We start from the raw sequence: 26,244 nt of genomic DNA on the forward strand, positions 1-26,244 counted from the left end.
TCGCGGCGACGGGCAGGTGGGGCGCCGGGCCGATGACCGGCGGGGTCAGGGCCAGGACGGCGGGAGCTGTCGCGGGGATCCGCGCGTCGTCGTGGCCCTGGGCGCGGGCCCGTGCGAGTGCGGCCAGCCCCTGGGCGGCGGCGCCGGTGGAATGGTCGTCGGCCGGGAGCAGCGACCCCGCGAGCGCCTCCAGGCCGTGCAGCGCGGTCAGCGTGGCGCGGGTCCAGCGCAGGGCTCCGGCCAGGTCCGCGTCCGAGATGCCCGCGTCGAGCGGCGGGAGCGCGGCGAGGTCGGCGTCGACGGCGGCGGCCGTGTCGGCGGCGAGGGCGGGAAGCTCGGCGCGCAGGCGTCCCACCGTCCAGGCCGCCCGCAGGCGCCGCGCGGGCGGGACGGGGTTGAGCAGCCGGAGGCGGGACCCGCGGCCGGGCTCGGCGCCGAGGCGGCGCAGGTCGGCGGCGGCGCGCCCGCCGACGGCGCGGACGGTCGGGGAGCGGCGCAGCGCGCGGCGCGAGACGGCGCCCGCGGTGGCGAGCGCCTCGCCGAGCCCGCGGTCGAGGGGGACGAGCCAGAGGTCCTCTTCCAGCGGGGACAGCGGGTCGGGCAGCGTCTCGGCGACCGGGCCGGGGCCCAGCAGGACGGCGCGGCGCGGCGGCAGCGGCGCGAGGGCCGTCACGGGACGGCTTTGCAGCAGCCAGAGGCGGCCTTCGTGGTCGAACGCGAACTCGATGTCCTGCGGGCCGCCGAACACGGCGGCGGCGCGGGCGGCGAGCCGGGCGAGCGAGCGGAGCTGGAGTGGGGTCAGCGGCCCCTGCCCGCCGGACGATCCGTCCGCGCCGTCCTCCCCCGCGGGCCCGTCGTCGCGTTCGACGGCGACGATCCGGCCGCGGCGGGTCAGAGCGTAGCGGGTGCCGTCGGCCTCGCCGCCGACGAGGGCCTGCGGCCCGCCGGGCACTGCGGAGACGATCACGCGGTCGGTGCGGCCGTCCACCGGGTCGGCGCCGAACATCACGCCGCCCGCCGCCGCGTCGAGCTGCGGCTGGACGAGCACGGCCATCGTGCCGGGGGCGGACGCGGACGCGGCGACGTCGTCCACGGCGGTGAGGAAGGCGGGCCAGTCCCGGACGTCGAGGACGGACACGAAGCGCCCGGCCATGGAGGAGACGGCGCCGTCCTCCTGCGTGGAGGAGGAGCGGACGACCAGCGGGCGCGTGCCGTCGCGGCTCAGCCGCGCCCAGGCGGCGCGCAGCTCGCCGGTGTTCACATAGCGCTCGCGGGAGGCCACGCAGGGCACGGGGATGACGAACCCGGGCAGCACCGGCAGTTCGTGCCGCGCCGCGCGGGCGAGGTTGGCCGCCTTGGCCCCGGCCCGGTCGGGCGCGGTGGCCAGGGGGTCGTCCAGGTTGATGGTCCAGAAGACGCGAGTGCTTAGTGGCACCACGAGCTCCGTTCATCGGGGCCGCCCGTATATAAAGAATCCGTTGAACGCCCTGTGAATTCCTCCGTCACAGGGGTTGTCTTGGATCTCCCCCTTGGGGGTAGTCAGCGCCGGTCCGTATCGTCCTGAGGGCGGAGGAAGGACCCTGAACGGCCCCCGAGAGCGGCAGGGGCCGGGCCTGGTTCGTACGATGACGCAGGCGTCGAACCGAGGGGGACCATGACCGCCGGGCTGGACTGCCAGATCGCCGAGGGCGTGGGGACGATCACCATCGACCGGCCGGCCAAGCGCAACGCGATGTCGGCGGACATGTGGCGGGCGCTGCCCGGCCTCCTGGACGGCCTCGCCGCCGATCCCGGCGTGCGCGTGCTGGTCCTGACGGGGGCGGGCGGGAACTTCTGCGCCGGGGCCGACATCTCGGAGCTGGCCGAGATCGACCGGCACGACGGCGGGCACCTGTCGACGGCGGCCGAGGTGGCCCTGGCGGCGTTCCCGAAGCCGACGCTGGCCGCGATCGAGGGGTTCTGCGTGGGCGGCGGCTGCCAGCTCGCCGCCGCATGCGACCTGCGGTTCGCGGCGGAGGGCGCGCGGTTCGGCATCACCCCGGCCAAGCTCGGCATCGTCTACCCGGCGGTCGCGACGACCCGGCTGGTGCGGCTCGTCGGCCCGTCCGCCGCGAAGTACCTGCTCTACTCGGCCGACCTGGTCGGCGCCGCGCACGCGCTGCGGATCGGCCTGCTGGACGAGGTCGTCCCGGCCGACGGGCTGCGCGCGAGGGTCGCCCAGTTCACCGGGACCCTCGCCGGACGCTCGCTGCTCACCCAGCGCGCCACCAAGGACATCGTCGACGCCATCGCCGCGGGCGATCCCGTCGACGACAGGGTCCGCGGCTGGCTGGCGGAGGTGAAGGCGGGCGGCGACGCGGACGAGGGCGTGGCGGCCTTCCTGGAGCGCCGTGCCCCCCGGTTCACCTGGACCGCTCCGGCCGGGTGAGGGCGGGCCAGGCGGTCAGGTCGCAGCGCCGTCCCTCCGGCAGGCGGCGCAGGCGCGGGATGGCGTCGACCGGGTGGTCCCAGAGCCCGGCCGTTTCGGGACGGCGCAGATCCGCCAGCGTCAGGACGCCGCACAGCAGCGACTTGTTCGTCCGGACGGCCAGAAGCGGGCCGACCTGGAGACCGCCCTGGCCGATCCCGCGCAGGGCGCCGAGCAGCGCGCGCGCCTCCTGCGTGACCTCGCCGGGAGGCCCGCCGTTCTCGGAGGTCGTGCGGAGGACGCGCACCAGGTCGATGAAGTCCCGTTCCAGGCCGCGCGGGCTGCGTCCCGACAGGTAGTAGCGGTCCCGGTCGGTCAGCTCGACCCGCAGCCCGTAGCGCTCGGCGAACCGCTCGTAGGGGCCGGTCAGGGCGGAGCGCGCGGCGGCGGGCTCGGCGGTGAGGCCGCCGGCGACCACGTCGGCCGGGTCGGCGCCGAGGGAGGCGGCCACGGCCTGGTCGAGCCGTCCGACGAGGTGCCCGCGCAGCCCGGCGACCTCCCTGGACAGCCGGTCCAGGGCGTCGCGCTGCCGGGTCAGCCGGTCGTTGACGTCCGGCACCATCCGGTCGTTGATCTGCGCGATCAGCGAGCGGATGCGGGCGTCGGTCTCGCGCAGCGACTCCTTCTCGCGGTCCTGCTCGGCCGTGAGGCCCTCAAGCCGCTCGCGCTGGGACGCGCGGAAGCCCTCCAGCTCGTCCCGGGTGCCCTTGAGCGCGGTGAGCTGGGTGCGGATGTCGGCGATCTCGGGCGCGCCCGCGGACCGCTTGCGCTCGAACGCCAGGTACAGCTCCCGGCCGGCGATCGCCAGGCAGAGCAGGACCAAGATCACCGTCATCGCGCCCTCCAAAGGGCCATCTCGCCGAGCAACATAATTCACCGGGCGCTGACCCGGATAGACCGAAATGTCGGCGAAGCCGATGCGAACTGTACGGTGCGGCGCGGCCCTCTGCGGTCCCGAAGAGACCGTCAGCGGTTCAGATAGGCCAGGACGGCCAGCACGCGCCGGTTGTCGTCCCCGGTGACCGCGAGGTCCAGCTTGGCGAAGATGTTGGCCGTGTGCTTGGTCACGGCCCGCTCGGTGACGACGAGCTGCTGGGCGATGGCCGCATTGGAGCGTCCCTGCGCCATCAGCTCCAGGACCTCCGTCTCGCGCGGCGTGAGACGGCCGAGCGGCGTGTCGCGGGTGCCGCTGGCGACGAGCCGGGAGATGACCTCGGGGTCCATCGCCGTCCCGCCGGCGGCGACGCGGCGGACGGCGTCGACGAACTGGGCCGTGTCGAACACGCGATCCTTCAGCAGGTAGCCGATGCCGCCGGTGCCGTCGGCGAGCAGCTCCCGGGCGTAGAGCTGCTCGACGTACTGCGACAGCACCAGCACCGGCAGGCCGGGGACCTGGCGGCGGGCCTCCAGCGCCGCCTGGAGCCCCTCGTCGGTGAAGGACGGGGGCAGGCGCACGTCGACCACCGCCACGTCCGGGCGGTGGTCGAGGAGCGCCTTCAGGAGCGAGGGGCCGTTGTCGACGGCGGCCGCGATCTCGAAGCCGTGCGTCTCCAGCAGGCTGACCAGGCCCTCCCTCAGGAGAGCGAGGTCTTCGGCGAGGACAACGCGCACGGCAGCTCCAGGGTGACGGTCGTCGGGCCGCCCACGGGCGAGCTGAGGGCGAGGATGCCGTCGAATGTACCGATCCGGCGCTCGATCCCGCGCAGTCCCGTCCCGCCGTCGAGCGTGGCGCCGCCGTTCCCGTCGTCGGTGACGGCGATCCGGAGCATTCCGCCTTCGTGCCGCACGTCCACCCAGACCCGTCCCGCGCCCGAGTGCTTGGCCGCGTTGGTGAGGATCTCCGAGACCGCGAAGTAGGCGGCGGACTCCACCGGCGGCTCGGGGCGGCCGGGCACCGCGACCGTGACCTCCACGTTCAGCGGATGGTCGAGCGCGAGCGCCTTGACCGCGTCCCCGACGCCGCGGTCGGCGAGCACCGGCGGGTGGATGCCGCGGACGAGGTCGCGCAGCTCGCGCAGGGCCTTGGCGGACGAGGCGCGCGTCTCGGCGAGCAGGAGCCGCGCCCGCTCGGGGTCCTTGTCGAGCAGGTGCTCGATCGCGCCGAGGCTCATGCCCATCGCGACCAGCCGGGCCTGCGCGCCGTCGTGCAGGTCGCGCTCGATGCGGCGCAGCTCGGCGGCGGACGCGTCGACGGCCTCCGAGCGGGTCTCGGTCAGGTGCTGGACGCGCAGCGCCAGCCGCGACTTCTCCGTCGGGCCGAGCAGCGAGCGCCCCCAGCGGCCGTACACGGCCAGCATTTTCGGCCCGGTGAGGAACCCGACGGCGATGCACAGCGTGGCGACGACCAGCGTCGAGACGATCCGCTCGGTGTCCCGGTCATAGCCGGGGTCGACGTGCACCCACCCGTACCAGTCGCTGCCGCCGTAGTGGCCGATCATCCCGCCCGCGAACGTGGCGAGGCAGTACCCCCACACCCCGTACAGGATGAGCCAGCCGGGCAGCGCCGCCGTGAACGTCACGACGATCGGATCGATCATCAGCCACAGGTAGTCGCGCCAGGTGGCAGGGTCGCTGATCAGCGCGACGAAGCGCCGCAGCAGGCCCATGAAGCCCTGCTCGCCGGGCGGCTCGGGCAGGTACGGGCGCTCGATCGGGACGCCCGTCCAGCGCCCGATCAGGGTGCGGTAGACGTTCGTCATGTTGCGCACCAGCAGCGCCGCGGACGGGAACAGCAGGATGCCGATGATCCCGGTGACCATGGACAGCACCGAGCCGAACCAGACCGCCACGAAGAACGAGGGGAAGGCCAGCAGGCCGAGCTTGAAACCCCGCCATGGCGTCCTGGTGTGCTCCTGCCACCAGGTCTCCTTCACCAGTTCACCGCTCACCGGATCCTCCGTAGTTCGCCCTGTGTCGTTCCGGAATCCAGTCTCCGGCGGGCGTTCTGCCAGCACAGTGTGCCCGCAACCCGGCCATGGGGTGTACTCAGGTCCACCCCCGGACGCCGTCTAGAGCCATGTCGCGGGTGGTCCGGCGTTCCTAGCGTCCTTGGTGTCACCCCCATCCGACGCTGACAGGGGACCCCCATGAAACGAAACCTCGCCGCCGTTCTCGGCGGCTGGAGCGCCCGACATCGCCTGACCGCCATCCTGGGCTGGCTCGTGTTCGTCGTCCTCGCCTCGGTGCTCGGCGGTGCGGCCGGGCAGGTCACCATGGCCGACCACGAGCAGGGCACCGGGCCGTCCGCCCGCGCCGAGAAGATCATCACCGAGGCCGGGATCGCCGACACCGACCAGGAGACGGTCCTGGTGTCGGGCGGCGCCCACCCGGCCGGCTCGCCCGAGATGACCCGCGCGGTCGCCGCCGTCAGGGCGAACGTCCAGGCCACCGGCGTGCTCACCGACCTGCGCCCGGACGCGGTGTCCAAGGACCGCCGACACGTCATCGTCCAGTTCACGCTGAAGGAGAGGCCGGACGGCGCGCCCGACCCGCTGCCCGCGATCGAGGACGCGGTGGGCAAAGCGCGTGCCGCGAACCCGTCCGTCCAGATCGGGCAGTTCGGGGGCGCCAGCGCCGACGCGTGGTTCGACGAGGCGCTGGGCAGCGACTTCCAGCGCGCCGAGATGACGGCGCTGCCGCTCGCGATCGGGATCCTGCTCGTGGCGTTCGGCGCGCTGCTGGCCGCCGTCCTGCCCGTGCTGCTGGCGTTCACCGCCTTCCTCGCGGCGGGCGGGCTGCTGGCCGTGACCAGCCATGCCGTGCACGTGGACGGCACGACGAACTCGGTGATGCTGCTGATGGGCCTCGCGGTCGGCGTCGACTACTGCCTGTTCTACCTGCAACGGGAACGGGAGGAGCGGGCGAAGGGCCGCGACCGGGAGACCGCGCTGGCCATCGCGGCGGCCACGTCGGGACGGTCGGTGCTGGTCTCCGGGCTCACCGTGATGGTGGCGATGTCCGGGATGTTCCTGTCCGGGCTGCTGCTGTTCAAGGGGTTCGCCGTCGCGACGATCCTCGTGGTCTGCATCGCGATGCTGGGTTCGGTGACCGTCCTGCCCGCGCTGCTGTCCCTGCTCGGCGACAAGGTCGACTTCGGCCGGATCCCGCTGCGCCGCCGCCGCCGCGCGGAGGGCGGAGGCATCGTGGGGGCGCTGCTCAAGCCCGTCCTGGCGCGTCCGGGGATCGCGGCGGTGCTGTCGGCCGGCCTGCTGCTGGCCCTGGCGGCGCCCGCGCTCGGCATGCGGACGGAGCGGCTGACCATCGACCAGCAGATCCCGCCCGGCGAGCCGATCGCGCAGGCGTACACGCGGCTGAACGCGGCGTTCCCCGGCAACCCGCAGCCCGCGACCGTGGTGGTCAAGGCACGCGACATCCGGGCGCCCGAGGTGCGGAGGGCGATCGAGGAACTGAAGCGCCGGGCCGTCGCGTCCGGGGAGATGAACGAGCCCATCGACGTCACCGTGCACGAGCGCGCGAACGTCGCGGAGATCGCGGTGCCGCTCGCGGGGGCCGGCGCCGACGACGCCTCCGAGCACGCGCTCGGGACGCTGCGTGACACGATCGTCCCGCAGACGGTGGGACGGGTCGCCGAGGCGCCGGTGACGGGGCAGCTGGCCTGGTCGGTCGACTACAACGCCCAGCTCCGCGACAGCATCGTGCCGGTGTTCCTGTTCGTGATGGGCATCACGTTCCTGCTGATGCTGGTCTTCTTCCGCTCGGTGGTGATCGCCCTCAGCGCGATCGCGCTCAACCTGCTGTCGGTCGGCGCCGCCTACGGGGTGATGGTCGCGGTCTTCCAGCACGGCTGGGGGGACGAGCTGGTCGGCACGCGTGCGGCGGGCGCACTGGAGTCATGGATCCCGCTGTTCGTGTTCGTGGTGCTCTTCGGCCTGTCGATGGACTACCACGTGTTCGTCGTCTCCCGGATCCGCGAGGCGCACGACCGGGGCCTGGACACCGCGAGCGCGGTCGGCGAGGGCGTGCGGGCCACGGCCGGGGTCGTGACCAGCGCGGCGGTCATCATGATCGCCACCTTCGGGATCTTCGGGACGCTGTCGATGCAGGACTTCAAGCAGCTCGGCGTCGGCCTGGCGGTGGCGGTGCTGATCGACGCGACGATCGTCCGCGTGGTGCTGCTGCCCGCGGTCATGTCGCTGCTCGGCCGCGCGAACTGGTACCTGCCGCGCTGGCTGGGCTGGCTGCCCCGCCTCTCCCACGACCCTGGGCCGGTCCCGCCCCCGGCCCCGGCCGTTCCGGAGCGGATGGCCACGCGAACATAGGACGAACATAAAAATATGCTTGACCAAGTAACTATGACGAGCCTAAAATTTGGCTCGTCATAGTTACTTGGAGGTGTCCATGACCGCTCCCGCTTGCGCCCCCGGTGCCGCGCGGCCCGCGGAACGGCTCGACCCGGCCCTGCTGAAGATGTCCTTCGTCCTCGTCCTCGGGCCGATCCTCGCCCTGCTCGACACGACGATCGTCACCGTCGGCCTGGACGCCGTCGCCCGCGACTTCCACAGCCCGCTGAGCACGCTCCAGTGGGTGTCCGCCGGCTACCTGCTGTCGATCTCGATGGTCATGCCGCTGGCGGGCTGGGCGAGCGACCGGTTCGGCGCCCGCGCGATGTGGATGACCTCGGTCGCGCTGTTCGTCGCGGGCTCGGCGCTCTGCGGGCTCGCCTGGTCGGCCGGGAGCCTGATCCTGTTCCGCGTGCTCCAGGGCATCGGCGGCGGTTTGATCCAGCCGATCGGCCAGTCGATCGTCGTCCGGGCCGCCGGGCCCGCCCGCCTCGGCCGGATCTTCGGCATCACCGTCCTGCCGCTGACGTTCGCGCCCGTCCTCGGCCCGGTGGCCGGCGGGCTGATCGTGGAGCGGTTCGACTGGCGCTGGATGTTCCTGGTGAACGTCCCGCTGGGCCTGGTCACCCTCCTCCTCGCGGCCCGCTACATCCCGTCCGACGGAGAGCGCAAGGCGGAGGGCAACCGGCTCGACGTGCTCGGGCTCGCGCTGCTGTCACCGGGCCTCGCGGCGGTCGTCTACGGCTTCTCCGAGGTCGGGGACGCGGGCGGCTTCGGATCGTCCCACGTCGTCCTGGCCCTGACGGCCGGGACGGTCCTGCTGCCGGCCTACGGCGCGCACGCGCTGCGGCGCCGGGACCGCGCCCTGATCGACCTGCGGCTCTTCGCCCGGCGCGGCTTCGCGGTCGCCACGGCCAACTCGTTCCTGCAAGGCGCGGCGCTCTACAGCTCCATGCTCCTCCTGCCGCTGTACTACCAGCAGGTCGAGCACGCCTCAGCGCTGGAGGCGGGCCTGCTGCTCGCTCCCCAAGCGCTCGGCACAGCAGTCGCGACGTTCTTCGCCGGGCGGCTCGCGGACCGGATGGCGGCGCGTCCGCTCATCCTGACCGGGATCGTGCTGACCCTCGCCGGGACGGTCGCGTTCACCCAGCTGGGCTCGGACCCGGCGGGCTGGCTGCTCGTCCTGTCCCTGGTCGTGCGGGGCGCCGGGCTCGGCGTCGTGATGGCGCCCGGCATGGCCACCGTCTACGCCAGCGTCCAGCCGCATGAGACGGCCCGCGCCGCCGGAGCCGTCAACACGCTCAACCGGGTCGGCGGTTCGCTCGGCACGGCGATCCTCGTGGTCGTCCTGCAACGCTCGCTCGGCCACCACGCCGACGCGGCGGCCGCGTACGGCGAGACGTTCTGGTGGGCGGTCGGCCTCTCCGCGCTGACCCTCGTGCCCGCCCTCTTCTACCCGTCTAGGAAGGAGCACTCGTGAACCTGCGCATTACCTGAGGAAGACCTGTTCGCCGGCGTACGCCCCGTGCCGTCCGGCACGGGGCGTTAACGCTGTCGCGGCTTTCGGGCAGAGACCGGAAAAGGTCTCGTGCGGCCCCGGACCGGTCAGTAACGCGCCAGATATCGGTGGGCGACGTATTTGCCGACGAACTTCTGCTTCACCCCGCCCCGTAGTTGCACCCATCCATGCGTCGCGCGGCAGTCGGCGAAGATGATTTTCCCGTTCGGGAGGACGCCGAGAATCCGGCCGCCGGGCTTCTGCCGGACGTGCAGCCCGTGCCGCGCCTCGACGGTGTAGCGGCAGACCGGTGGCCGCTGGGCCACGGCGACGCTGGTCGGCGCGGTGGTGACCTGTGCTTCGGACGCCGGTGCCAGCAGGGCGAGGCCGCCCGTGGCGAGGCCGGAGATCGAGAGTGCGATACCTGTGCGGATGGTCGAGCGCATGCGGATGTCTCCCCCTAAATGATTGTTTCCTTCCCGCAGGCCACACTGCCTGACAGTTCTTTTCGGAAGGGCTATCGTGGGGTAAACAAATGACAGCGGGAACTCAAGGTGAATTGCGTTGAATGCCCCAATTATCCGCCTGCGGGGACGGTCAGAGCGCGACGAAGGTGAAGCCGCGCTTCTTCATCTTCGGGATGACCGTCTCCAGCGCCGCGAGGGTCTGCGACCGGTCGCCGCCGCCGTCATGGCACAGCAGGATGTTGCCGGCCTTCGCCTTGAGCAGCGACCGGCGGATGCTGCCGACGCCCGGCCGCGCCCAGTCGCGCGGGTCGACCGCCCAGTCGATCGGCAGCATGCCGTGCTCGGCGGTCAGCTCCAGGACGTTCTTCGACCACGCGCCGCCCGGCGACCGGAAGAACTGCGGCACCACGCCCGTCACGTCGGCGATCCGGTCGTGCGCCTCGACGATCTCCTTGCGGACCGACTTGCGCGACATCCCCGCGATCGTGATCGGGTGCGTCATCGTGTGGTTGCAGATCTGGTGGCCGGCGTCGGCGATGCGGCGGGTGAGCTTCGGGAACTCCGTCACCTGCTCGCCGATGATGAAGAACGTCGCGTGGATCTGCTCGGCGGCCAGCAGGTCCAGCACGCGCGGCGTCCACAGGGGGCTCGGCCCGTCGTCGATGGTCAGCGCGATCGAGTTCGGCGGCGGCGGCGGGACCAGCTGCGACAGCTCGCGGACGGGCGTCTCCAGCGCGGTGAGCTTCGCCGGGGTCCACGGGGCGGGACGCGGCGTCGGCGTGGGAGTCGGCGTCGGGGTCGGATGGATCACGGGCCGTGCCCGGGGTGTCGGCGTCGCCGATTCCGCGGCCGCCCGGGAACCGTGCGACGGGTGCGCCCCGTCCGCCCCGAGGGCCGCCAGTCCGGCGGCCGCGCCCATCAGCCAGAGCGCTTTGCGGCGGGACGTCCCGCCTGCCTCCTCATCCTCCACAAGTCCAACGCTATCGGGGTTTTAAGCGGGTAGGAGACTGCTATGGGATCACAATCGGCCCAATTGGCCTGAGAGCCGGGATTTCTCGGCGGCGGGGGGCGGGATGAGCGCGGCTCCGGCGGTCGGGCCGGCGCTGGCGCTCGTCCTCACGGCGCTCGCGGCGGCCGCCGCGCTGCTGGTGCGGCTCGGCGGTCTCGGCCTGGGCCGCGACCTGCTCGTCGTCGCGGTCCGCGCCGTCGTGCAGCTCTCGGCCGTGTCGCTGGTCATCGCGGCGGTGCTGCGCAGTGCGGGATGCACGGCCGGGTTCATCGCGTGCATGGTGGTGATCGCCGTCGCGACCGCGGGCCGCCGTGTCACCGGCTCGCTCCGCGGCCCCGCCTGGTGGACGGCGCTGCCGATCGTCGCCGGGGTCGCGCCCGTCCTCGCGCTGCTGATGGCGTCCGGGCTCGTCCCGGCGCGGCCGGTGGCGGTGCTGCCGATCGCCGGGATCTTCATCGGCGGCGCGATGTCGGCGACCGGGCTCACCGGCCGCCGGGCGCTGGACGAGCTGGCCACGCGCCGCGGCGAGTACGAGGGCGGGCTCGCGCTAGGGCTCGTGCCGCGCGACGCGGCGCTGGAGGTGTGCCGGCCCGCCGCCGCGCTCGCCCTGTTCCCCGTCCTCGACCAGACGCGCACCGTCGGCCTCGTCACGCTGCCGGGCGCGTTCGTGGGCGTCCTGCTCGGCGGCGCCGACCCCGCCGAGGCCGGCGCGACCCAGCTCCTCGTCCTGATCGGCCTGCTGGCCATCGAGGCGGTCGCCGTCCTCATCACGCTGGAGCTGGTCGCCACCGGCCGCCTTGAAGCCCCCGAAGCTAATCCACGCAGGCCAAGGCATCGATCTCGACGAGCATCGCCGGGTGGGGGAGCTCCACCGCGACCGTCGTCCGGCACGGGAGGACGCCGCTCGGGCAGTTCTCCTTGACGAACGCCTCGTACGCCTCGTTCATCTCGGCGAAGTGCTCGCGCGTCGTCAGGTAGACGCGGAACATCAGGACGTCCTCGACGCTCGCGCCGCCCGCCTCCAGGATCGCCTTGACGTTCTCCAGGACGCGCCGCGTCTGCGCCTTCACGTCGCCGGGGTGGACGTAGGCGCCGGTGCCGGGCTCCTGCGGGCCCTGGCCGGACACCTGGAGCAGCGGGCCCTTGCGGACGCCCTGCGAGAACGCAAAGGCGGCGGCGGGCGCACCGTCCGTGCGCACCTGCGTCTTCTCGGTCATTCGTGTTTCCCTTCGGTGTGGCCGCTGTCGGCGGAGATGGCGCGGGTGGTCGCGAGGAGGTCGGGGAGCAGGGCGAGGACGTCGTCCCGGCTGAGGACGACCTCCGGCGCCGAGATCGAGACGGCCGCCACGACGTGGCCGGAGGCGTCCCGGACGGGCGCGGCGACGCAGCGGATGAACGTCTCGTGCTCGGCGTCGTCCATGGCGTAGCCCTGCGCGGAGACGCGGGTCAGCTCGTCCAGCAGCTCGCGGGCGCCGGTGATGGTGCGCTCGGTGAACCGGGTGTACTCGATCTCGTCGGCGACGCGGCGGCGGCGCGGGCCGGGGAGGTCGGCGAGCAGGACCTTGGCGATTGCGGTGGCATGCAGCGGCATCCGCAGCCCGACCCGCGAGTACATGCGGATCGCGTGCCGGGAGTCGTACTTGTCGAGGTAGACGACGTCACCGCCCTCGTACACGCCGAGGTGGACGGTCTGCCCCGTCGCCTCGTTCAGCCGCGCCAGGTGCGGGGCGGCGATGTCGCGGATCCCGCGCTGCTCCAGCGCCGCCCCGGCCAGCGCGAACATGCGGGAGCCGAGGTGGAAGCGGTGCTCGCCGTCGCGGTGGACGAAGCGCTCGTCCTCCATGGTGCGCAGCAGCCGCAGCACCGTGGTCTTGTGCACGCCGACCACGGCGGCCAGCTCGTCGAGGCCGCGCGGCCCCTCGCCGAGCTCGATCAGGATGCCGAGCGCGCGCCGGAGGCTCTGGCTCACCGGGTGCCCTCCTCCACCGGACGGCCGATGCCGGAGGCGCGCACGGTGGTGGCGGCCCACGCGCGCGGGGACGCGCCGAGCAGGTCGTCCACGAGCGCGGGAGGGGGCGGGGGGCCGTGGTCGCCGGGCACGACGAGCGTGGCGGCGGCCGCGAGGTGGCCGAGCCGCAGGCAGCGCCGCGGCACGTACCCGCGGAGCGTTCCGGTCAGGTATCCGGCGGCGAACGCGTCCCCGGCACCCACCGGCTCGACGACCTCGACGTTGAGGGCGGGCTCGGTGGCGGCGGTGCCGCCGGTCAGCGCGGTGGCCTGGTGGGCGTCGTCCTTGACGACGATCGTCGCGGGGCCGGGGAGCAGGGCGCGCAGCCGTGCCGGGTCGCCGGTGCCGAGGACCTCGGCGGCCTCGTCCGTGCCGAGCATGACGATGTCGGCGGCGTCCAGCAGGGGCCGCAGGACGGACGGGTCGCGGCGGCGCCACAGCGCGGGCCGCCAGTTGAGGTCGAACGTCACCAGCCGCTCGCCGCGCGGGCGGCGCAGCAGGGCCCGGACGAGTTCCAGGGCGCCGTCCGACAGCGCGGCGGTGATCCCGGAGAGGTGGACGAGCTGCGCGCGCGCCAGCAGCGGCCCGGCGACCGGGTCGTCCAGCAGTTCGGGGCCGAGCGCGGAACCCGCGGACCCGTCGCGGTAGTAGTGCAGGACGCTTCCCCGCGGCCCGACCTCCTTCACATAGAGGCCGGTCGGACGGACGGGGTCCACGGACACGCCGCGCGTGTCGACGCCGCTCGCCGACAGGTCGCGGACGGCGCGGCGGCCGAACCCGTCGTCCCCGACGCGCCCCACCCACGCGGTGGGTATGCCGAGTGCGACCATCCCGCGCGCGACGTTCGCCTCGGCGCCGCCGGACGAGTGGTGGAACGAGGACACGTCCTCAAGCGGGCCGGTCTGGTCGGGGAGGAGCACGGCCATCGTTTCGCCCACGCTGACGGCTGTCGGGAAGCGTTCCATCTGCCCCTCTCCGCACGCCGGTCACGATCCGGTGGCCGACCGTTGACCGGTGCCCGACCGCGATGCTACAACCGCAGCAGCACATGACGCAATATGCATTGCACCATGTGCAACCAAGGAGGTCAAGATGGTGGCGAGCATCGATAGCGGCACGGTGGAGGCCCTCGGAGACGAGCGGCTCGACTGGCGCTTCAAGGCGGTCCCGGCGTCCGCGCACGGGATGACCGTCGCCGATGTCCGCGCTTCACCGATACCCCTCGGCGAGTTCGGCACACCTCTGCTGACGCTCGACGCGGGCGCACTCGACCACAACGTCCGGACGATGGCCCGGTGGACGGGTGCGGCGGGTGTGGCGCTCGCCCCGCACGGCAAGACCACGATGGCCCCGGCGCTGTGGCGGCGGCAGCTCGACGCCGGCGCGTGGGGCGTCACGCTCGCCAACCTCCCGCAGCTCCGCGTCGCGCGCGCGTTCGGCGTCCGCCGCGTGATGCTGGCGAACGCCCTGCTCGACCCGGCGGGCCTCGCCTGGCTCGCCGAGCAGCAGGAGGGCGACCCCGACTTCGAGTTCCTGTCGTGGGTCGACTCCCCGCGCTCGGTCGAGCTGATGGACGACGCGCTCCGCACCGCCCGCGCGCAGCGTCCGATCGACGTGTGCGTGGAGCTCGGCGGCCCCCACGGGCGGACGGGCGTCCGCGACGACGGCGACGCGCGGGCCGTCGCGGACGCGGTGCGCAAGGCGCCGACCCTCCGGCTCGCCGGGCTCGCAGGCTACGAGGGCGCCCTCGCCCACGACGCGTCCGATGAGGGGCGCGCCTCCGTGGACGCCTACCTGCGCCGGCTGGCCAACCTGTACGGGGGCCTCGACTACGAGACCGACGAGCCGGTCGTGACGGCGGGCGGCAGCTCGTTCTTCGACCAGGTCGCGGACGTGCTCGGTGGCCTCGACGGGCAGGTGGTGCTGCGATCGGGGGCGTACATCATCCACGACGACGGCTTCTACCGGAACATCTCGCCCTTCTCGCGCGGCGCGGCCGGACCGGACGAGCGGCTGCGCCCGGCCATGCACGGCTGGGCGCGCGTCGTGTCCCGCCCGGAGCCCGCGCTGGCGCTCCTCGACGCGGGGAAGCGCGACCTGCCGTTCGACGAGGGGCTGCCCGAGCCGCAGTTCGTCCGGGGGAGGGGAACGGCGCCGGTCGCCGGCGCGCGCGTCACCGCGCTCAACGACCAGCACACCTTCCTCGTGGACGCGGAGGCGGAGGTCGGCGACGTGGTCAGGTTCGGGCTGTCGCACCCCTGCACCGCGCTCGACAAGTGGACGCTGATCCCCGTCGTGGACGACGCCGACGCGGCGGAACCCGTCGTCGTCGACCTGATCAGGACGTGGTTCTGATGCCGGGCACGGTCATCCGCGGCGCCACCGTCGTGGACGGCACCGGCGGGCCGGGCCGCGTCGCCGACGTCGCCGTCGCGGGCGGGCGGATCACCGAGATCGGCGACCGCCTCACCGGAACCCCTCAGACCACCGTGATCGACGCGGGCGGGCTCGTCCTCGCCCCCGGGTTCATCGACATGCACGCCCACTCCGACCTGGCGCTGCTCATCGAGCCCGACCATCTCGCCAAGGTGAGCCAGGGCGTGACCTGCGAGGTCATCGGGCAGGACGGCATGTCGTACGCCCCCGTGGACGACAAGTCGCTCGCGGAGATGCGCCGCACCATCGCCGGCTGGAACGGCGACCCGCCCGGCTTCGACTGGACGTGGCGGACCGTCGGCGAGTACCTCGACCGCCTCGACGAGGGCATCGCCGTCAACGCCTGCTACCTCGTCCCGCAGGGCGCGGTGCGGATGCTCGCGATGGGCTGGGAGGACCGCCCGCCGACCGCCGCCGAGCTGGACCGGCAGCGCGAGCTGGTCGCGGGCGGCATGCGCGACGGCGCGGTCGGCATGTCCAGCGGGCTCACCTACGTCCCCGGCATGTACGCGGGCGACGACGAGCTGGCCGAGCTGTGCCGCGTCGTCGCGTCCCTCGGCGGCTTCTACGCGCCGCACCACCGCTCGTACGGGGCGGGCGCGCTGGAGGCGTACGCCGAGATGGTCGAGCTGTCGCGCCGCACCGGCTGCCCCCTCCACCTCGCGCACGCGACGATGAACTTCGGCGTCAACCGGGGCCGCGCGCCCGAGCTGCTCGCCCTGCTGGACGACGCCATCGTGGACGGCTGCGATATCACCCTCGACACCTACCCGTACCTGCCCGGGTCCACCACGCTCGCCGCGCTCCTCCCGAGCTGGGCGGCCGTGGGCGGCCCCGAGGCCCTGCTGGCCCGCCTCGCCGATCCGGACGAGCGCGAGCGGATCCGGCACGCGATGGAGGTCGAGGGTTCGGACGGCTGCCACGGCGTCCCGGCCGAGTGGGAGACGATCGAGATCTCCGGCTCCCCGTACGCCGCGGTCGTCGGCCAGACGATCGCCGCCCTGGCCGCCGCGTGCGGGCGCTCCGCGTTCGACGTCTACTGCGACCGCCTGATCGTCGACGACCTCGCCACCACGATCCTCCAGCACGTCGGGCACGAGGAGAACGTCCAGGCGATCATGCGGCACCCGTGCCACACCGGCGGCAGCGACGGCCTCCTGGCCGCGATCAAGCCCCATCCGCGCGCCTGGGGGACGTTCCCGCGCTACCTCGGCCACTACGTCCGCGACCTCGGCGTCCTCTCCCTCGAAGAGTGCGTCGCGCACCTGACCGGACGGGCCGCGCGGCGGCTGCGCCTCGACAAGCGCGGGCTGATCCGGCCCGGGTACCACGCCGACCTCGTCCTGTTCGACCCCTTGACCATCCGGGACACGGCCACCTTCGACGCCCCCCGGCAGCAGGCCGAGGGCATCTCCCACGTCCTGGTCGGCGGCACGGCCGTCATCGAGGACGGCGTGCCCACCGGCGCGCTCCCCGGCCGCTCCCTGCGCCGTGCCCCCGACGGAACGACCCGCTGAACCCCGAGCCTCCCAGCCCCCCTGCGCTCCCACACCGGAAGGTCACTGCCCATGGTCCACTGGCTGCAACACGAGACCGGCGGCCTGCTGCTGCTGTGCGCCGTGTCCATCGCGGTCCTGCTGTTCCTCATCATCAAGGTCAAGCTGGAGCCGTTCATCGCGCTCATCGTCTCCAGCCTGGCGCTCGCGCTCGCCGCAGGGCTGAGCGTCGAGCAGATCGTCGGGACGGCGCTCAGCTCCAAGACGTCCCTGCTGGAGACGGGCTTCGGCGGGATCCTCGGCCACATCGCGCCGATCGTCGGCCTGGGTACGATCCTCGGCGCGATCCTGGAGCGGTCCGGAGGCGCCGACGTGCTCACCCGGCGGCTGCTCAGCGTGGCGGGGGAGAGGGGCGCGCCGCTGGCGATGGGCCTCGCGGGGCTCATCTTCGGCATCCCGGTGTTCTTCGATGTGGGCATCTTCGTCCTCGCGCCGCTGGTCTACATCACCGCCAGACAGGGCGGGCGCTCCCTCGTTCTGTACGCGATGCCGCTGCTGGCCGGGCTGTCCATGACGCACGCGTTCCTGCCGCCGCACCCGGGACCGGTCGCCGCCGGCGGGCTGCTCGGCGTCCCGCTCGGCTGGCTCATCGTGCTCGGCCTCGTCTGCGGCATCCCCGCGTTCCTCGTCGCGGGCGTCGCGTGGGGCGCCTGGATCGGCAAGCGCGTGTTCATCGAGGTCCCGGACGAGTACATCGCCGCGGAGCGCGAGAAGGAGGAGCGGCGCGGCGAGGACCCGAAGGTCGATGCCGGCAAGGCGCCCGAGACGGCGGCCCCCGAACCGTCCCTCGCCCTCGTCGGGCTGATCATCGCCGTGCCGCTGGTGCTGATCCTGCTCGCCACGTTCAGCACCGTCTGGTGGGAGGACAGCCCCGCGCTGCCGACGCTGACCTTCCTCGGCAACCCGGTCGTCGCGCTCACCATCGCCGTCCTGCTGGCGATGTACCTGCTCGGCATCAGGCGCGGCATCCCCGCCGCCGAGCTGTCGGACCTCGCGACGAAGTCGCTCCAGCCGATCGGCATGATCCTGCTGGTCGTCGGGGGCGGCGCGCTCTTCGGCGCCGTCGTGTCGGCCACCGGGGTGGGCAAGGCCCTCGCCGGCACCCTGGCGGACGCAGGCCTGCCCGTGATCGTCCTGGCCTACCTGATCGCCTGCGGGCTGCGGCTCGCGCAGGGCTCGGCCACCGTCGCGATCGTCACCACCGGAGGCATCGTCGCGCCGCTGGTGCAGGGCGAGCACCACTCGCACGCCCACCTCGCGCTGATCGCCATCGCGATCTCCGCGGGCTCCATCATCGCCTCGCACGTCAACGACGGCGGCTTCTGGATCATCTCCCGCTACTTCAACATGTCCGTCCGCGACACCCTCAGAACCTGGACGGTGCTGGAGACGATCCTGTCCGTCGTCGGCTTCGCGATGGCGGGTGGCCTCAGCATCTTCATCTAGAAGCGGGCCCTCAGCGCTCCAGGATGGAGCGGACGTGCGCCAGGATCGGCGCGGACAGGCCGGGAAGCGTGGCGCACTCGCCCATCACCACCTTCCCGGTCACGAGGGACCCGACCCCGCCGACCAGCATCCGGCACGCGAACTCGGGGTCGGGCAGCGCGCGGAACCGCTCGTCCTCCTCCAGCAGCCCGTCCAGAAGCTCGGTGAACCGGGTCTGCACCGCGAACCGCAGCGCCGCGGCGGCCGGGCCCGCCGCATAGACCTCCAGCAGGAACGTGCGGGTCCGGGCCGCGTCCGCCGCCAGCTCGCCGAGGTAGGCGAGCAGCCCGCGCTCGAACCGCTGCATCAGCGGCAGGCCGTCGCCCCGCAGCGCCTCGTCGACGACCGCCACGATGCGGTCGGCGGTCGCCGCGTAGGCCGACAGGAAGCACGCCTGCTTGTCGGCGAAGTGGACGTAGAAGGTCTCCCGCGACACGTGCGCCAGCTTCAGCACGTCGGCCACCGAGGTGCGGGCGTACCCCTTCACGCCGACCGACTGCGTCATCGCGGCCAGCAGCCGTTCCCGCTGGGAGGCGCTGACCTCCTCGCGGCTGAGGCGATGACGCCCGCGCGGCAGCGCGCAGTAGCCGTCGGGGTCCATGCGACAAAGCTACCAACAGGGACGTTCTAGGCGAACAATTCCTACATCACGAACATTGGTGTTCATAGAGGTGTTACGGTTTTCATTGCACATCGGGGGCCGGACGTCCCTCCCACAAGGCGGGGCGACCGGGCGATCATGGCCGGCGCAGCCGACCGTGGTGACCGTTCCGACCAGGCAGTGCGCCACGGGGGCCGATCTGCTCTGGACGGCGCGTGCGCCGCGAGTGCTGACCCCGTCGCCGGGCCCGATCGCCCAGACCCGGAATGCCGGAACACCGCGCGGCCCCGCGGTTCTCCGGAACACGGCCCGGTGCTCTCCGGCCCGTCCGCAACGGCGCGGCGGCGGCCGGGGTTCTCCGTCCATGCACGCCCCCGCCGAACCCTCCCGGACGCGCCGCCCGGCGGCGATGCTGGCCGTCCTGCTCATCACGGGCGCGCGGCTGGGCGACACGCACGGCCACCGGCGGATGTTCCTGCTGGGGCTCGGCGCCTTCACGCTCGCGTCGCTGGCCTGCGGGCTCGCCCCGGCGACCGGCCCGCTGGTCGCCGCGCGGCAGCGCCGCGTCGCCGCCCGGGGCGGCTCCCCGCTTGCAGGTGTGCGGCCGTGAGTTGTGTCGGTGTGGCGGACAGGTGGGTGCAGCAGCCACAGGCTTGAACCCATCGGATGAGCTTGCCCGAGCTGTCGGCCGGGGACCACGACGGTATGGACGTCACGATGGTGTGCGAGCGGTGGGAACGGCTGTGGAATGAGAGGGACCCCGTGGCCCGGCTGGGGCTGCTGGAGATGCTGTGCGAGGAGGGCGTCGTGCTGGTCGACCCGGGCAACGACGTGGCCGGGCGGCAGGCGGTCAGCGACGCGATCGCCGGGGTGCAGGCCCGCACGCCCGGCATGCGGTTCCGCCTGACCGGCCCGGTCGACGCGCACCACAACGTGGTGCGGGTCGGATGGGAAACCGCTGCCGGAGATACGTCCCGGTCAGGGATCGATGTGTTCGTGCTCAGCCCGTCCGGGCGGATCACCACCGCACTGGGGTTCAAGGACTCCGCCTGAGCAGGGGAAACCGTGCTCTGTTGAGCCGGTTCAAGGCCGCGGCTCGCCGACGAAGCCGCGGCCCTGGACCGGCCTCGGGCCGTGAGGTCGACCGCCCGGGGGCAGCGGGTCAGCCCGCGACCGGCGCCTTGGCCTGCGGGGAGGTACGAGGGCCGGGAATGGCCGCACGTTCCTGCAGGTAGGTGACCTCGGTGCGGACCGCGTCCAGAAGCTTGGCGGCGATGTCCTGGCTGAAGCCCTGCCGGATGACGAACCGCATCACCGCGATGTGCTCCAGCGCGGGCGGCAAGTTGTAGACCGGCGCCTGCCAGCCGTGCATCTTCAGCCGGTCGGCCAAATCGAAGATGGTGAACCCGTCGTACCCCTGGCGGACAGAGATGGCCAGCACCGGCAGTTCCGATCCGTCGGAGATGACGTCCAGGCAGTCGATTTCGCCGATGCCCCGGCCCAGGAAGTGGGCGACGTCGATCGAGGTTTGCTGGATGGCCCGGTAGCCCTCGAAGCCCAGCCGCAGGAACTGGTAGTACTGCGCGACGACCGGCGCGCCGGAGCGGGAGAAGTTCAGGGTGAAGGTGTCGGTGGAGCCGCCGAGCAGGTCGCATTCCAAGACCAGGTCCTGGGGGAGCGCGGACGGCTCTTGCCACACGATCCAGCCGACGCCGGGGAACACCAGCCCGAACTTGTGCCCGGAGGTGTTGATCGATTGGACGCGGGGCAGCCGGAAGTCCCAGACCCGGTCAGGGTCGACGAACGGGGTGATGAACCCGCCGACCGCGGCGTCGACGTGCAGCGGGATGTCCCACCCATGTTCGGACTGGATCCGGTCCAGTTCTGCCGACATCGCGGCGATGTCGTCGTAGCGGCCGACCTGGGTGGAGCCGAGCACCCCGATGACGCCGATGGTGTTCTCGTCCACGAACTCGCCGAGCCGGGACGGGTCGAGGGTGAAGGCGGGTTCCTGGATCGGCATGTACCGCAGTTCGACGTCCCAGTACTGGCAGAACTTCGGCCAGCAGGTGTGCACCGCGGTGCCCATCACCAAGTTGGGCCGGTCGGCAGGAAGGCCCTGGGCGCGGCGGCGTTCCCGCCACCGGAACTTCATCGACAGGCCGCCGAGCATGGCGGCCTCGCTCGATCCGCCGGTCGAGCATCCGACGCTCTTGCCGTCGGGGTCGCTCCACAGGTGGTCGAGCATGTTGACGCAGCGCGCCTCCATGTCGGCGGTCTGCGGGTACTGGTCGTGGTCGACCAGGTTGCGGTCCAGAGTCTCGGCGATGAGCTCGCGGGCCTGCGGCTCCATCCACGTCGTGCAGAACGTCGCCAGATTGAGCCGGGCGTTACCATCCAGGACCAGCTCGTCACGGATCAGCGCCTGAGCGGCGTCGGGGTTCATCGGATTCTGCGGGAACTTGAACCGCGGAATGCCGCCCTCCGGGACGAGCCCGTTGTAGAGCGGGTTGATATCGAGTGCTTCCTGCCAGCGGTCGGCTTCCACCTTACGTAGCGGCATGTCGTTGACCTCTTCGATGACGGGGACTCTTCAACACAATCGTCACCCGCCGGCCTCCCCCGCTCCATCCACCGTTTGTCGTGAGCCGATCTGTTCACAATCCCCCGCGTAGCCGACGCGGCATCTGCGGTGGTGTGCCCTCCGCCGCTACGTGTGCCGGTCGGCCGCCGTGTCGCCGAGCCCCAGGATGTCGACGGCCTCGGCGCGCATCTGCACCTTGCGGACCTTCCCGGTGACCGTCATCGGGAACTCGTCCACCACATGCACGTATCGGGGGATCTTGAAGTGGGCCAGCCGGCCCGCGCAGAACTCGCGCAGCGCCTCGGCGGTCAGCGCGTCCGCGCCGTCGCGCAGCCGCACCCACGCCATGAGCTCCTCGCCGTACTTCTCGTCCGGGACGCCGATGACCTGCGCGTCCACGATGTCGGGATGGGTGTAGAGGAACTCCTCGATCTCGCGCGGGTACACGTTCTCGCCGCCGCGGATCACCATGTCCTTGATCCGTCCGGTGATGGTGAGGTAACCGTGCTCGTCCATGACCGCGAGGTCACCCGTCCGCATCCAGCGCGCCGCGTCGATGGCCTCCGCGGTCTTGGCGGGCTCGTCCCAGTAGCCGAGCATCACCGAGTAGCCACGGGTGCAGAACTCGCCGGGCGTGCCGCGCGGCACCGTGACCCCGGTAGCGGGGTCGACGACCTTGACCTCCAGATGCGGGTGGACGGTCCCGACCGTGGAGACGCGCCGGTCGAGCGAGTCGCCCGCGCGGGTCTGGGTCGACACCGGGGACGTCTCGGTCATCCCGTAGCAGATCGCGACCTCGGTCATCCCGAGCCGCTCGATGACCTGCTTCATCACCTCGACCGGGCACGGCGACCCCGCCATGATCCCGGTACGCAGGCCGGACAGGTCGAGCCCGTCCAGGGACGGCTCGTTCAGCATGGCGATGAACATCGTCGGCACCCCGTACAGCGACGTGCAGCGCTCCGCCGCGACGGCCTCCAGGGTGGCCCCCGGGTCGAACGCGGGCGCCGGGATCACCACGCACGCCCCATGGCTGGTCGCCGCGAGGTTCCCCATCACCATGCCGAAGCAGTGGTAAAAGGGGACCGGGACACACACGCGGTCCTCCTCGTCGTAACCGCACAGCTCGCCGACGAAGAACCCGTTGTTCAGGATGTTGTGGTGCGACAGCGTGGCGCCCTTGGGGAACCCGGTCGTCCCGGACGTGTACTGGATGTTGATGGGGTCGTCGGCGCTCAGCCCCGCGCCGATCCCGGCCAGGACACCGCGGTCTCCGGCCCGTCCCGCCGCCAGCAGCGCGTCCCACCCGCCGGTGCCGATGAGCAGGACGTCGGCCAGCGCCGGGCACCTCGGCGCGACCTCCTCGACCATCGCGGCGTAGTCGGAGGTCTTGAAAGCAGGTGTGGCGACGAGCGTGCGGATGCCCGCCTGGTTCAGGACGAACTCCAGCTCGTGCACCCGGTAGGCGGGGTTGATGTTGACCAGGATCGCGCCGAGCTTCGCCGTCGCATACTGCACGAGCATCCATTCGGCGCAGTTCGGCGACCAGATCCCCACCCGGTCGCCCTTGGCCACGCCGAGACCGTGCAACCCGAGCGCCACCGCGTCCACGTCGTCGGCGAACCGGTCGTACGTCCAGCGCCGTCCGGACGCCCGCTCGACCAGCGCGTCGCGGTCGGCGAACGCGGCGACGGTCCGGTCGAGGTTCGCGCCGATCGTCTCGCCGAGCAGCGGCACGGCGGAGATGCCGGAGGCGTACGAGAGCGTCACCGCAGGTCCTCCTCGCGGAACTCCCCCTCCGGCCGGTCGTCCGCGCCCGGATGCTTGCCGATCTCGCTGGTCCGCAGCTCCACCCGGCGGATCTTCCCGGAGATCGTCTTGGGCAGCTCGCCGAACTCCAGCCGCCGCACCCGCTTGTACGGCGACAGCTGCGCCCGGCTGTGCTCGAAGATCGATCTCGCGGTCTCGGCGTCCGGCTCCCAGCCCGCGGCGAGCGTCACGTACGCCTTCGGCACGGCCAGCCGCACCGGGTCCGGGGACGGCACCACGGCGGCCTCGGCCACCGCGTCGTGCTCGATCAGCACGCTCTCCAGCTCGAACGGCGAGATCTTGTAGTCGGACGCCTTGAAGACGTCGTCGGCGCGGCCCACGTAGGTGATGTAGCCGTCCTCGTCCCGGGACCCGATGTCACCGGTGTGGTAGTGCCCACCGGTCATCGCCTCGTCGGTGCGGTCGTCGTCGCCGTGGTAGCCGGTCATCAGGCCGAGCGGACGGTCCTCCAGGTCGAGGCAGATCTCGCCCTCGTCCCCGGCCTCCCCGGTCACCGGGTCGATCAGGGCGACCTGGTAGCCGGGCACGGGACGTCCCATCGACCCGGGCTTGACCGGCTGCCCCGGCGTGTTGGCGATCTGGACGGTCGTCTCGGTCTGCCCGAACCCGTCCCGGATGGTGACCCCCCACGCGTCCCGGACCCGCTCGATCACCTCGGGGTTGAGCGGCTCGCCCGCCGCCACGACCTCCCGGGGCGGTGACCCCAGCCGTCCGATGTCGGCCTGGATCAGCATCCGCCACACGGTCGGCGGCGCGCAGAAGCTCGTCACGCCGCAGCGGCCGAGCGTGTCGAGCAGCCGGTCGGCGTCGAACCGCGTGTAGTTGAAGATGAACACGCACGCCTCGGCGTTCCACGGCGCGAAGATGTTGCTCCACGCGTGCTTCGCCCACCCGGGCGAGGAGATGTTCAGATGGACGTCGCCGGGCCGCAGCCCCAGCCAGTACATCGTCGACAGGTGCCCGGCGGGATACGAGGCGTGCGTGTGCTCGACCAGCTTGGGCTTCGCCGTGGTGCCCGAGGTGAAATAGAGCAGCAGCGTGTCCCGCGACATGGTGAGCCCGTACGGCGAGTACTTCACCGGGCCCTCGTAGGCGTCCTCGTACCGCAGCCAGCCCTCCACGGGCTCGCCGACGGAGATCCGCGTGTACTCGCCGTCCAGCCCCTCGAACTTCCCGGCGTCGGCCGAACTCGCCACCACATGGCGGGCCCGTCCCCTCGTAAGCCGGTCCTGGAGGTCCGCCGGGCCGAGCAGCGGCGTGCACGGGATGAGGACGGCGCCGAGCTTCATCGCCGCCAGCACCGTCTCCCACAGCTCGACCTGGTTGCCGAGCATCAGGATGATCCGGTCGCCGCGCCGCACGCCCGCCGCCCGCAGCCGATTCGCCACCTGGCTCGACCGCCGCGACAGCTCGGCATAGGAGTACTTCGCCTCCGTGCCGTCCTCCTCGACGATCCACAGCGCCGGGGCGTCGTTCTCCTCGGCGATCTTGTCGAACCAGTCCAGCGCCCAGTTGAAGCCGGTCAGCACCGGCCAGCGGAACTTCTCGTACGCGGTGACGTAGTCGTCGCGGTTCGCAAGCAGGAAATCACGAGCCGCCCGAAACTCGACTGCCGCCATATGGTCCCTCCTATTGCAGTGCCCTTGGCGTCGGGCGCTAGAGCGCCCTCCTTCGGCGGGCACTGCGGCGATCGCTGCATCGCTCCGTCTCGCCTGGCGGCTCGCTGCGCGATCAGGTTCTTGCTTCGCTCGAACCTGGCTTCGCACGCGATCGCAACGCTGAGGCCGTTGACGCCTGGGGTTACTACGTCCTTTTGGGTTTGCTTGGCTCGAACCTGGTTTCGCACGCTATCGCACGTCTGGGATCGTCCTACCCCCTCGCGGCGAAGGTTGATCGTAGGAGGAGGACACATGCGAGCGGCCCGGAACCGTCCTCCCCAGGTGGTTCCGGGCCGCTCTCGCCGTCCGGCGGACCGCGCCCGATCTCCGCTACAGAATTCGGGGGTCTCGCGCTCGGACGGCGCTCCCGCCCATGGACGCCGGGGGGACATCCACGGACGGGACTCACACGGGCCTAAGGGCTACTCGTCCGGCCTAACGAGCTCGCGGGCCGCCTGGACGAACCGGGAGTCCGCCGCGCCGCCGCGCGCGTCCACCTGACGGGCGAGCCTGTGAGCCTCATCCCGGATCGCGGCCACCGTCTCCGCGAGATACCCCGTCCCCTCCAGCAGGCGGCGGACGATCCCGCTCACCTCATGGAAAGCGACATCGAACGCCACACGGGCCGGAGCCTCCGGAGCGTCCGCAAGCGCCTCCTCCGCCGTGTCGCGCGCCGCATCGGCGACGAACCGGATCATCGTCTTGGGCCGCCGCTGGGTGGCCATGGCCTCCTCGAAAGCCGCAACGGCCGTCCCTGCGAGCCGCGCGGGCCGCATCATCACGGGAGCCACCTCAGCGCCTCCCAACGAATCCGAAGAACCATCCGACCGCCCCGCACGCACCGCCGTAGACCAGCGCCCCCGCGAACATCCCCGCGAGCTCGCGCAGCGGAATCATCACCAGCGCGTCACGGACCCCGGTCACGCTCGCCTCCGCCGCATCTCGATGATCGCGAGCTCCGCCGCCTCCAGCGGCGCGGTAGCCAGGGCAAGCCACGCCGTCTGCCCGTTCGCGCCGGCCGTGACGATCCACCATTGCTTGTGTCGCGGGTGGTACGCGCACCCGATCGTGAATGTCCCGCCGATGCCGTCCACGCGGGACACCGCGAGCGCCGGATACCCGTCCGCCTCCACGAGCGCGCACGCCATGTCCCGCGCGTCCAGGACCGTGAATGCCGCCTGTACGGCCCTAAGCGCGGCCAGACGGGGGCTTCCCCCTGAAATGTGGACACCGATTTCAGGCGGTAGCGGTCAGGCTACCGGTGGTTTCTCGTAGTTGATCGGTGAGAGTTGGCCGAGGCGGGAGTGCCTGCGGCGGGTGTTGTAGCGGGTGGCCCAGCGGAAGA

The 26,244-nt window shown here is 72.2% G+C and carries 25 protein-coding genes; 9 read left to right on the forward strand and 16 right to left on the reverse strand.

The window, feature by feature from the left end; all coding sequences use genetic code 11:
• The coding region (locus tag E1298_RS20340) for a PEP/pyruvate-binding domain-containing protein (RefSeq protein WP_165975569.1) at nt 1-1,435 on the reverse strand (1,435 nt) is incomplete at its 3' end.
• Between the two features lie 219 nt (nt 1,436-1,654).
• On the opposite strand from E1298_RS20340, the gene E1298_RS20345 reads away from it, so the two are divergent.
• Nucleotides 1,655-2,428 (forward strand): enoyl-CoA hydratase/isomerase family protein, encoded by a 774-nt coding sequence (locus E1298_RS20345; RefSeq protein WP_131895559.1) that lies wholly within the window; start codon nt 1,655-1,657, stop codon nt 2,426-2,428.
• On the opposite strand, the gene E1298_RS20350 is transcribed toward E1298_RS20345, so the two are convergent.
• The 3 genes from E1298_RS20350 to E1298_RS20360 all read right to left on the reverse strand — a co-directional run bounded on the left by E1298_RS20350 (nt 2,403) and on the right by E1298_RS20360 (nt 5,355).
• A complete protein-coding gene (locus tag E1298_RS20350) occupies nt 2,403-3,302 on the reverse strand; it encodes a hypothetical protein (RefSeq protein WP_131895561.1) in 900 nt (299 codons plus the stop codon). The two genes, E1298_RS20345 and E1298_RS20350, sit on opposite strands and share 26 nt — an antisense overlap.
• Before the next feature lie 131 nt (nt 3,303-3,433).
• Nucleotides 3,434-4,078: a LuxR C-terminal-related transcriptional regulator gene (locus tag E1298_RS20355; protein WP_131895563.1), complete on the reverse strand. Its 645-nt coding sequence runs from the start codon at nt 4,076-4,078 to the stop codon at nt 3,434-3,436.
• Nucleotides 4,042-5,355, reverse strand: a complete 1,314-nt coding sequence (locus tag E1298_RS20360; RefSeq protein ID WP_243725697.1) for a sensor histidine kinase — start codon at nt 5,353-5,355, stop codon at nt 4,042-4,044. Before E1298_RS20360 ends, E1298_RS20355 begins: the two co-directional genes overlap by 37 nt.
• 198 nt (nt 5,356-5,553) lie before the next feature.
• Here E1298_RS20360 and E1298_RS20365 point away from each other — a divergent pair, with 198 nt between their 5' ends.
• Together E1298_RS20365 and E1298_RS20370 are read left to right on the forward strand one after the other, a co-directional pair.
• The gene (locus E1298_RS20365) at nt 5,554-7,746 is read left to right on the forward strand and encodes an MMPL family transporter (protein ID WP_131895565.1); all 2,193 of its coding nucleotides are present in this window, start codon (nt 5,554-5,556) and stop codon (nt 7,744-7,746) included.
• A 79-nt stretch (nt 7,747-7,825) separates the two neighbouring features.
• Nucleotides 7,826-9,247, forward strand: a complete 1,422-nt coding sequence (locus tag E1298_RS20370) for a DHA2 family efflux MFS transporter permease subunit (RefSeq protein WP_131895567.1) — start codon at nt 7,826-7,828, stop codon at nt 9,245-9,247.
• Between the two features lie 125 nt (nt 9,248-9,372).
• On the opposite strand, the gene E1298_RS20375 is transcribed toward E1298_RS20370, so the two are convergent.
• A complete protein-coding gene (locus E1298_RS20375) occupies nt 9,373-9,711 on the reverse strand; it encodes a hypothetical protein (RefSeq protein WP_131895569.1) in 339 nt (112 codons plus the stop codon).
• A 151-nt stretch (nt 9,712-9,862) separates the two neighbouring features.
• Complete coding sequence (locus E1298_RS20380) at nt 9,863-10,702, reverse strand: polysaccharide deacetylase family protein (protein ID WP_243725698.1); 840 nt, start codon at nt 10,700-10,702, stop codon at nt 9,863-9,865.
• A 103-nt stretch (nt 10,703-10,805) separates the two neighbouring features.
• Between E1298_RS20380 and E1298_RS20385 the strand changes: the two genes are divergently transcribed.
• Nucleotides 10,806-11,663: an ABC transporter permease gene (locus E1298_RS20385; protein ID WP_131895571.1), complete on the forward strand. Its 858-nt coding sequence runs from the start codon at nt 10,806-10,808 to the stop codon at nt 11,661-11,663.
• On the opposite strand, the gene E1298_RS20390 is transcribed toward E1298_RS20385, so the two are convergent.
• From E1298_RS20390 to E1298_RS20400, 3 genes are read right to left on the reverse strand one after another with little or no spacing between them, the layout of a single operon-like run.
• Nucleotides 11,554-11,958, reverse strand: coding sequence for a RidA family protein (locus E1298_RS20390; RefSeq protein ID WP_131895573.1), 405 nt, complete (start codon nt 11,956-11,958; stop codon nt 11,554-11,556). The genes E1298_RS20385 and E1298_RS20390 overlap by 110 nt on opposite strands.
• Nucleotides 11,955-12,710 (reverse strand): IclR family transcriptional regulator, encoded by a 756-nt coding sequence (locus tag E1298_RS20395; protein ID WP_131895575.1) that lies wholly within the window; start codon nt 12,708-12,710, stop codon nt 11,955-11,957. Before E1298_RS20395 ends, E1298_RS20390 begins: the two co-directional genes overlap by 4 nt.
• Nucleotides 12,707-13,687, reverse strand: coding sequence for a sugar kinase (locus E1298_RS20400; RefSeq protein ID WP_243725699.1), 981 nt, complete (start codon nt 13,685-13,687; stop codon nt 12,707-12,709). The genes E1298_RS20395 and E1298_RS20400 overlap by 4 nt, the downstream gene beginning before the upstream one ends.
• 154 nt (nt 13,688-13,841) lie before the next feature.
• On the opposite strand from E1298_RS20400, the gene E1298_RS20405 reads away from it, so the two are divergent.
• Genes E1298_RS20405 through E1298_RS20415 form a run of 3 tightly spaced genes read left to right on the forward strand, consistent with a single transcriptional unit; the run spans nt 13,842 to nt 18,187 of the window.
• A complete protein-coding gene (locus tag E1298_RS20405; protein WP_131895579.1) occupies nt 13,842-15,104 on the forward strand; it encodes an amino acid deaminase in 1,263 nt (420 codons plus the stop codon).
• Nucleotides 15,104-16,702 (forward strand): N-acyl-D-amino-acid deacylase family protein, encoded by a 1,599-nt coding sequence (locus E1298_RS20410; protein WP_131895581.1) that lies wholly within the window; start codon nt 15,104-15,106, stop codon nt 16,700-16,702. The genes E1298_RS20405 and E1298_RS20410 overlap by 1 nt, the downstream gene beginning before the upstream one ends.
• A 51-nt stretch (nt 16,703-16,753) precedes the next feature.
• Nucleotides 16,754-18,187: a GntP family permease gene (locus E1298_RS20415; RefSeq protein ID WP_131895583.1), complete on the forward strand. Its 1,434-nt coding sequence runs from the start codon at nt 16,754-16,756 to the stop codon at nt 18,185-18,187.
• A gap of 10 nt (nt 18,188-18,197) precedes the next feature.
• Here the strand turns inward: E1298_RS20415 and E1298_RS20420 are convergent, their stop codons facing one another.
• Nucleotides 18,198-18,827, reverse strand: coding sequence for a TetR/AcrR family transcriptional regulator (locus E1298_RS20420; protein WP_131895585.1), 630 nt, complete (start codon nt 18,825-18,827; stop codon nt 18,198-18,200).
• 364 nt (nt 18,828-19,191) lie between these two features.
• Here E1298_RS20420 and E1298_RS49575 point away from each other — a divergent pair, with 364 nt between their 5' ends.
• Both E1298_RS49575 and E1298_RS20430 read left to right on the forward strand, forming a co-directional pair.
• Nucleotides 19,192-19,437 (forward strand): hypothetical protein, encoded by a 246-nt coding sequence (locus E1298_RS49575; RefSeq protein ID WP_131895587.1) that lies wholly within the window; start codon nt 19,192-19,194, stop codon nt 19,435-19,437.
• A 56-nt stretch (nt 19,438-19,493) separates the two neighbouring features.
• The gene (locus E1298_RS20430; protein ID WP_131895589.1) at nt 19,494-19,880 is read left to right on the forward strand and encodes a nuclear transport factor 2 family protein; all 387 of its coding nucleotides are present in this window, start codon (nt 19,494-19,496) and stop codon (nt 19,878-19,880) included.
• Nucleotides 19,881-19,989: 109 nt separating this feature from the next.
• Here the strand turns inward: E1298_RS20430 and gad are convergent, their stop codons facing one another.
• The 6 genes from gad to E1298_RS20455 form a co-directional block, all read right to left on the reverse strand.
• The gene (gad, locus tag E1298_RS20435) at nt 19,990-21,390 is read right to left on the reverse strand and encodes a glutamate decarboxylase (RefSeq protein WP_131895591.1); all 1,401 of its coding nucleotides are present in this window, start codon (nt 21,388-21,390) and stop codon (nt 19,990-19,992) included.
• Nucleotides 21,391-21,537: 147 nt separating this feature from the next.
• Nucleotides 21,538-23,181: an AMP-binding protein gene (locus E1298_RS20440; RefSeq protein ID WP_131895593.1), complete on the reverse strand. Its 1,644-nt coding sequence runs from the start codon at nt 23,179-23,181 to the stop codon at nt 21,538-21,540.
• The gene (locus tag E1298_RS20445) at nt 23,178-24,860 is read right to left on the reverse strand and encodes an AMP-binding protein (RefSeq protein ID WP_131895595.1); all 1,683 of its coding nucleotides are present in this window, start codon (nt 24,858-24,860) and stop codon (nt 23,178-23,180) included. Before E1298_RS20445 ends, E1298_RS20440 begins: the two co-directional genes overlap by 4 nt.
• A gap of 461 nt (nt 24,861-25,321) precedes the next feature.
• Nucleotides 25,322-25,681: a hypothetical protein gene (locus tag E1298_RS20450; RefSeq protein ID WP_131895597.1), complete on the reverse strand. Its 360-nt coding sequence runs from the start codon at nt 25,679-25,681 to the stop codon at nt 25,322-25,324.
• 10 nt (nt 25,682-25,691) lie between these two features.
• Complete coding sequence (locus tag E1298_RS51220; protein WP_279498846.1) at nt 25,692-25,823, reverse strand: hypothetical protein; 132 nt, start codon at nt 25,821-25,823, stop codon at nt 25,692-25,694.
• On the reverse strand, nt 25,820-26,047 hold the full coding sequence (locus E1298_RS20455; protein WP_131895599.1) for a hypothetical protein: 228 nt from the start codon (nt 26,045-26,047) through the stop codon (nt 25,820-25,822). Before E1298_RS20455 ends, E1298_RS51220 begins: the two co-directional genes overlap by 4 nt.
• Nucleotides 26,048-26,244 lie beyond the last annotated feature (197 nt).

It is taken from the genome of Actinomadura rubrisoli (assembly GCF_004349215.1).
Taxonomy (GTDB): domain Bacteria; phylum Actinomycetota; class Actinomycetes; order Streptosporangiales; family Streptosporangiaceae; genus Spirillospora; species Spirillospora rubrisoli.

Bases quoted from the DNA above. Each gene is read 5' to 3' on its own strand.
- E1298_RS20350 (WP_131895561.1), bottom strand. From the start codon at position 3,302: ATGACGGTGATCTTGGTCCTGCTCTGCCTGGCGATCGCCGGCCGGGAG.
- E1298_RS20415 (WP_131895583.1), top strand. From the start codon at position 16,754: ATGGTCCACTGGCTGCAACACGAGACCGGCGGCCTGCTGCTGCTGTGC.
- E1298_RS20375 (WP_131895569.1), bottom strand. From the start codon at position 9,711: ATGCGCTCGACCATCCGCACAGGTATCGCACTCTCGATCTCCGGCCTC.
- E1298_RS20365 (WP_131895565.1), top strand. From the start codon at position 5,554: ATGAAACGAAACCTCGCCGCCGTTCTCGGCGGCTGGAGCGCCCGACAT.
- E1298_RS20370 (WP_131895567.1), top strand. From the start codon at position 7,826: ATGACCGCTCCCGCTTGCGCCCCCGGTGCCGCGCGGCCCGCGGAACGG.
- E1298_RS20390 (WP_131895573.1), bottom strand. From the start codon at position 11,958: ATGACCGAGAAGACGCAGGTGCGCACGGACGGTGCGCCCGCCGCCGCC.
- E1298_RS49575 (WP_131895587.1), top strand. From the start codon at position 19,192: ATGCACGCCCCCGCCGAACCCTCCCGGACGCGCCGCCCGGCGGCGATG.
- E1298_RS20455 (WP_131895599.1), bottom strand. From the start codon at position 26,047: ATGGCGTGCGCGCTCGTGGAGGCGGACGGGTATCCGGCGCTCGCGGTG.
- E1298_RS20445 (WP_131895595.1), bottom strand. From the start codon at position 24,860: ATGGCGGCAGTCGAGTTTCGGGCGGCTCGTGATTTCCTGCTTGCGAAC.
- E1298_RS20420 (WP_131895585.1), bottom strand. From the start codon at position 18,827: ATGGACCCCGACGGCTACTGCGCGCTGCCGCGCGGGCGTCATCGCCTC.
- E1298_RS20405 (WP_131895579.1), top strand. From the start codon at position 13,842: ATGGTGGCGAGCATCGATAGCGGCACGGTGGAGGCCCTCGGAGACGAG.
- E1298_RS20345 (WP_131895559.1), top strand. From the start codon at position 1,655: ATGACCGCCGGGCTGGACTGCCAGATCGCCGAGGGCGTGGGGACGATC.
- E1298_RS20385 (WP_131895571.1), top strand. From the start codon at position 10,806: ATGAGCGCGGCTCCGGCGGTCGGGCCGGCGCTGGCGCTCGTCCTCACG.
- E1298_RS20430 (WP_131895589.1), top strand. From the start codon at position 19,494: ATGAGCTTGCCCGAGCTGTCGGCCGGGGACCACGACGGTATGGACGTC.
- E1298_RS20410 (WP_131895581.1), top strand. From the start codon at position 15,104: ATGCCGGGCACGGTCATCCGCGGCGCCACCGTCGTGGACGGCACCGGC.
- gad (WP_131895591.1), bottom strand. From the start codon at position 21,390: ATGCCGCTACGTAAGGTGGAAGCCGACCGCTGGCAGGAAGCACTCGAT.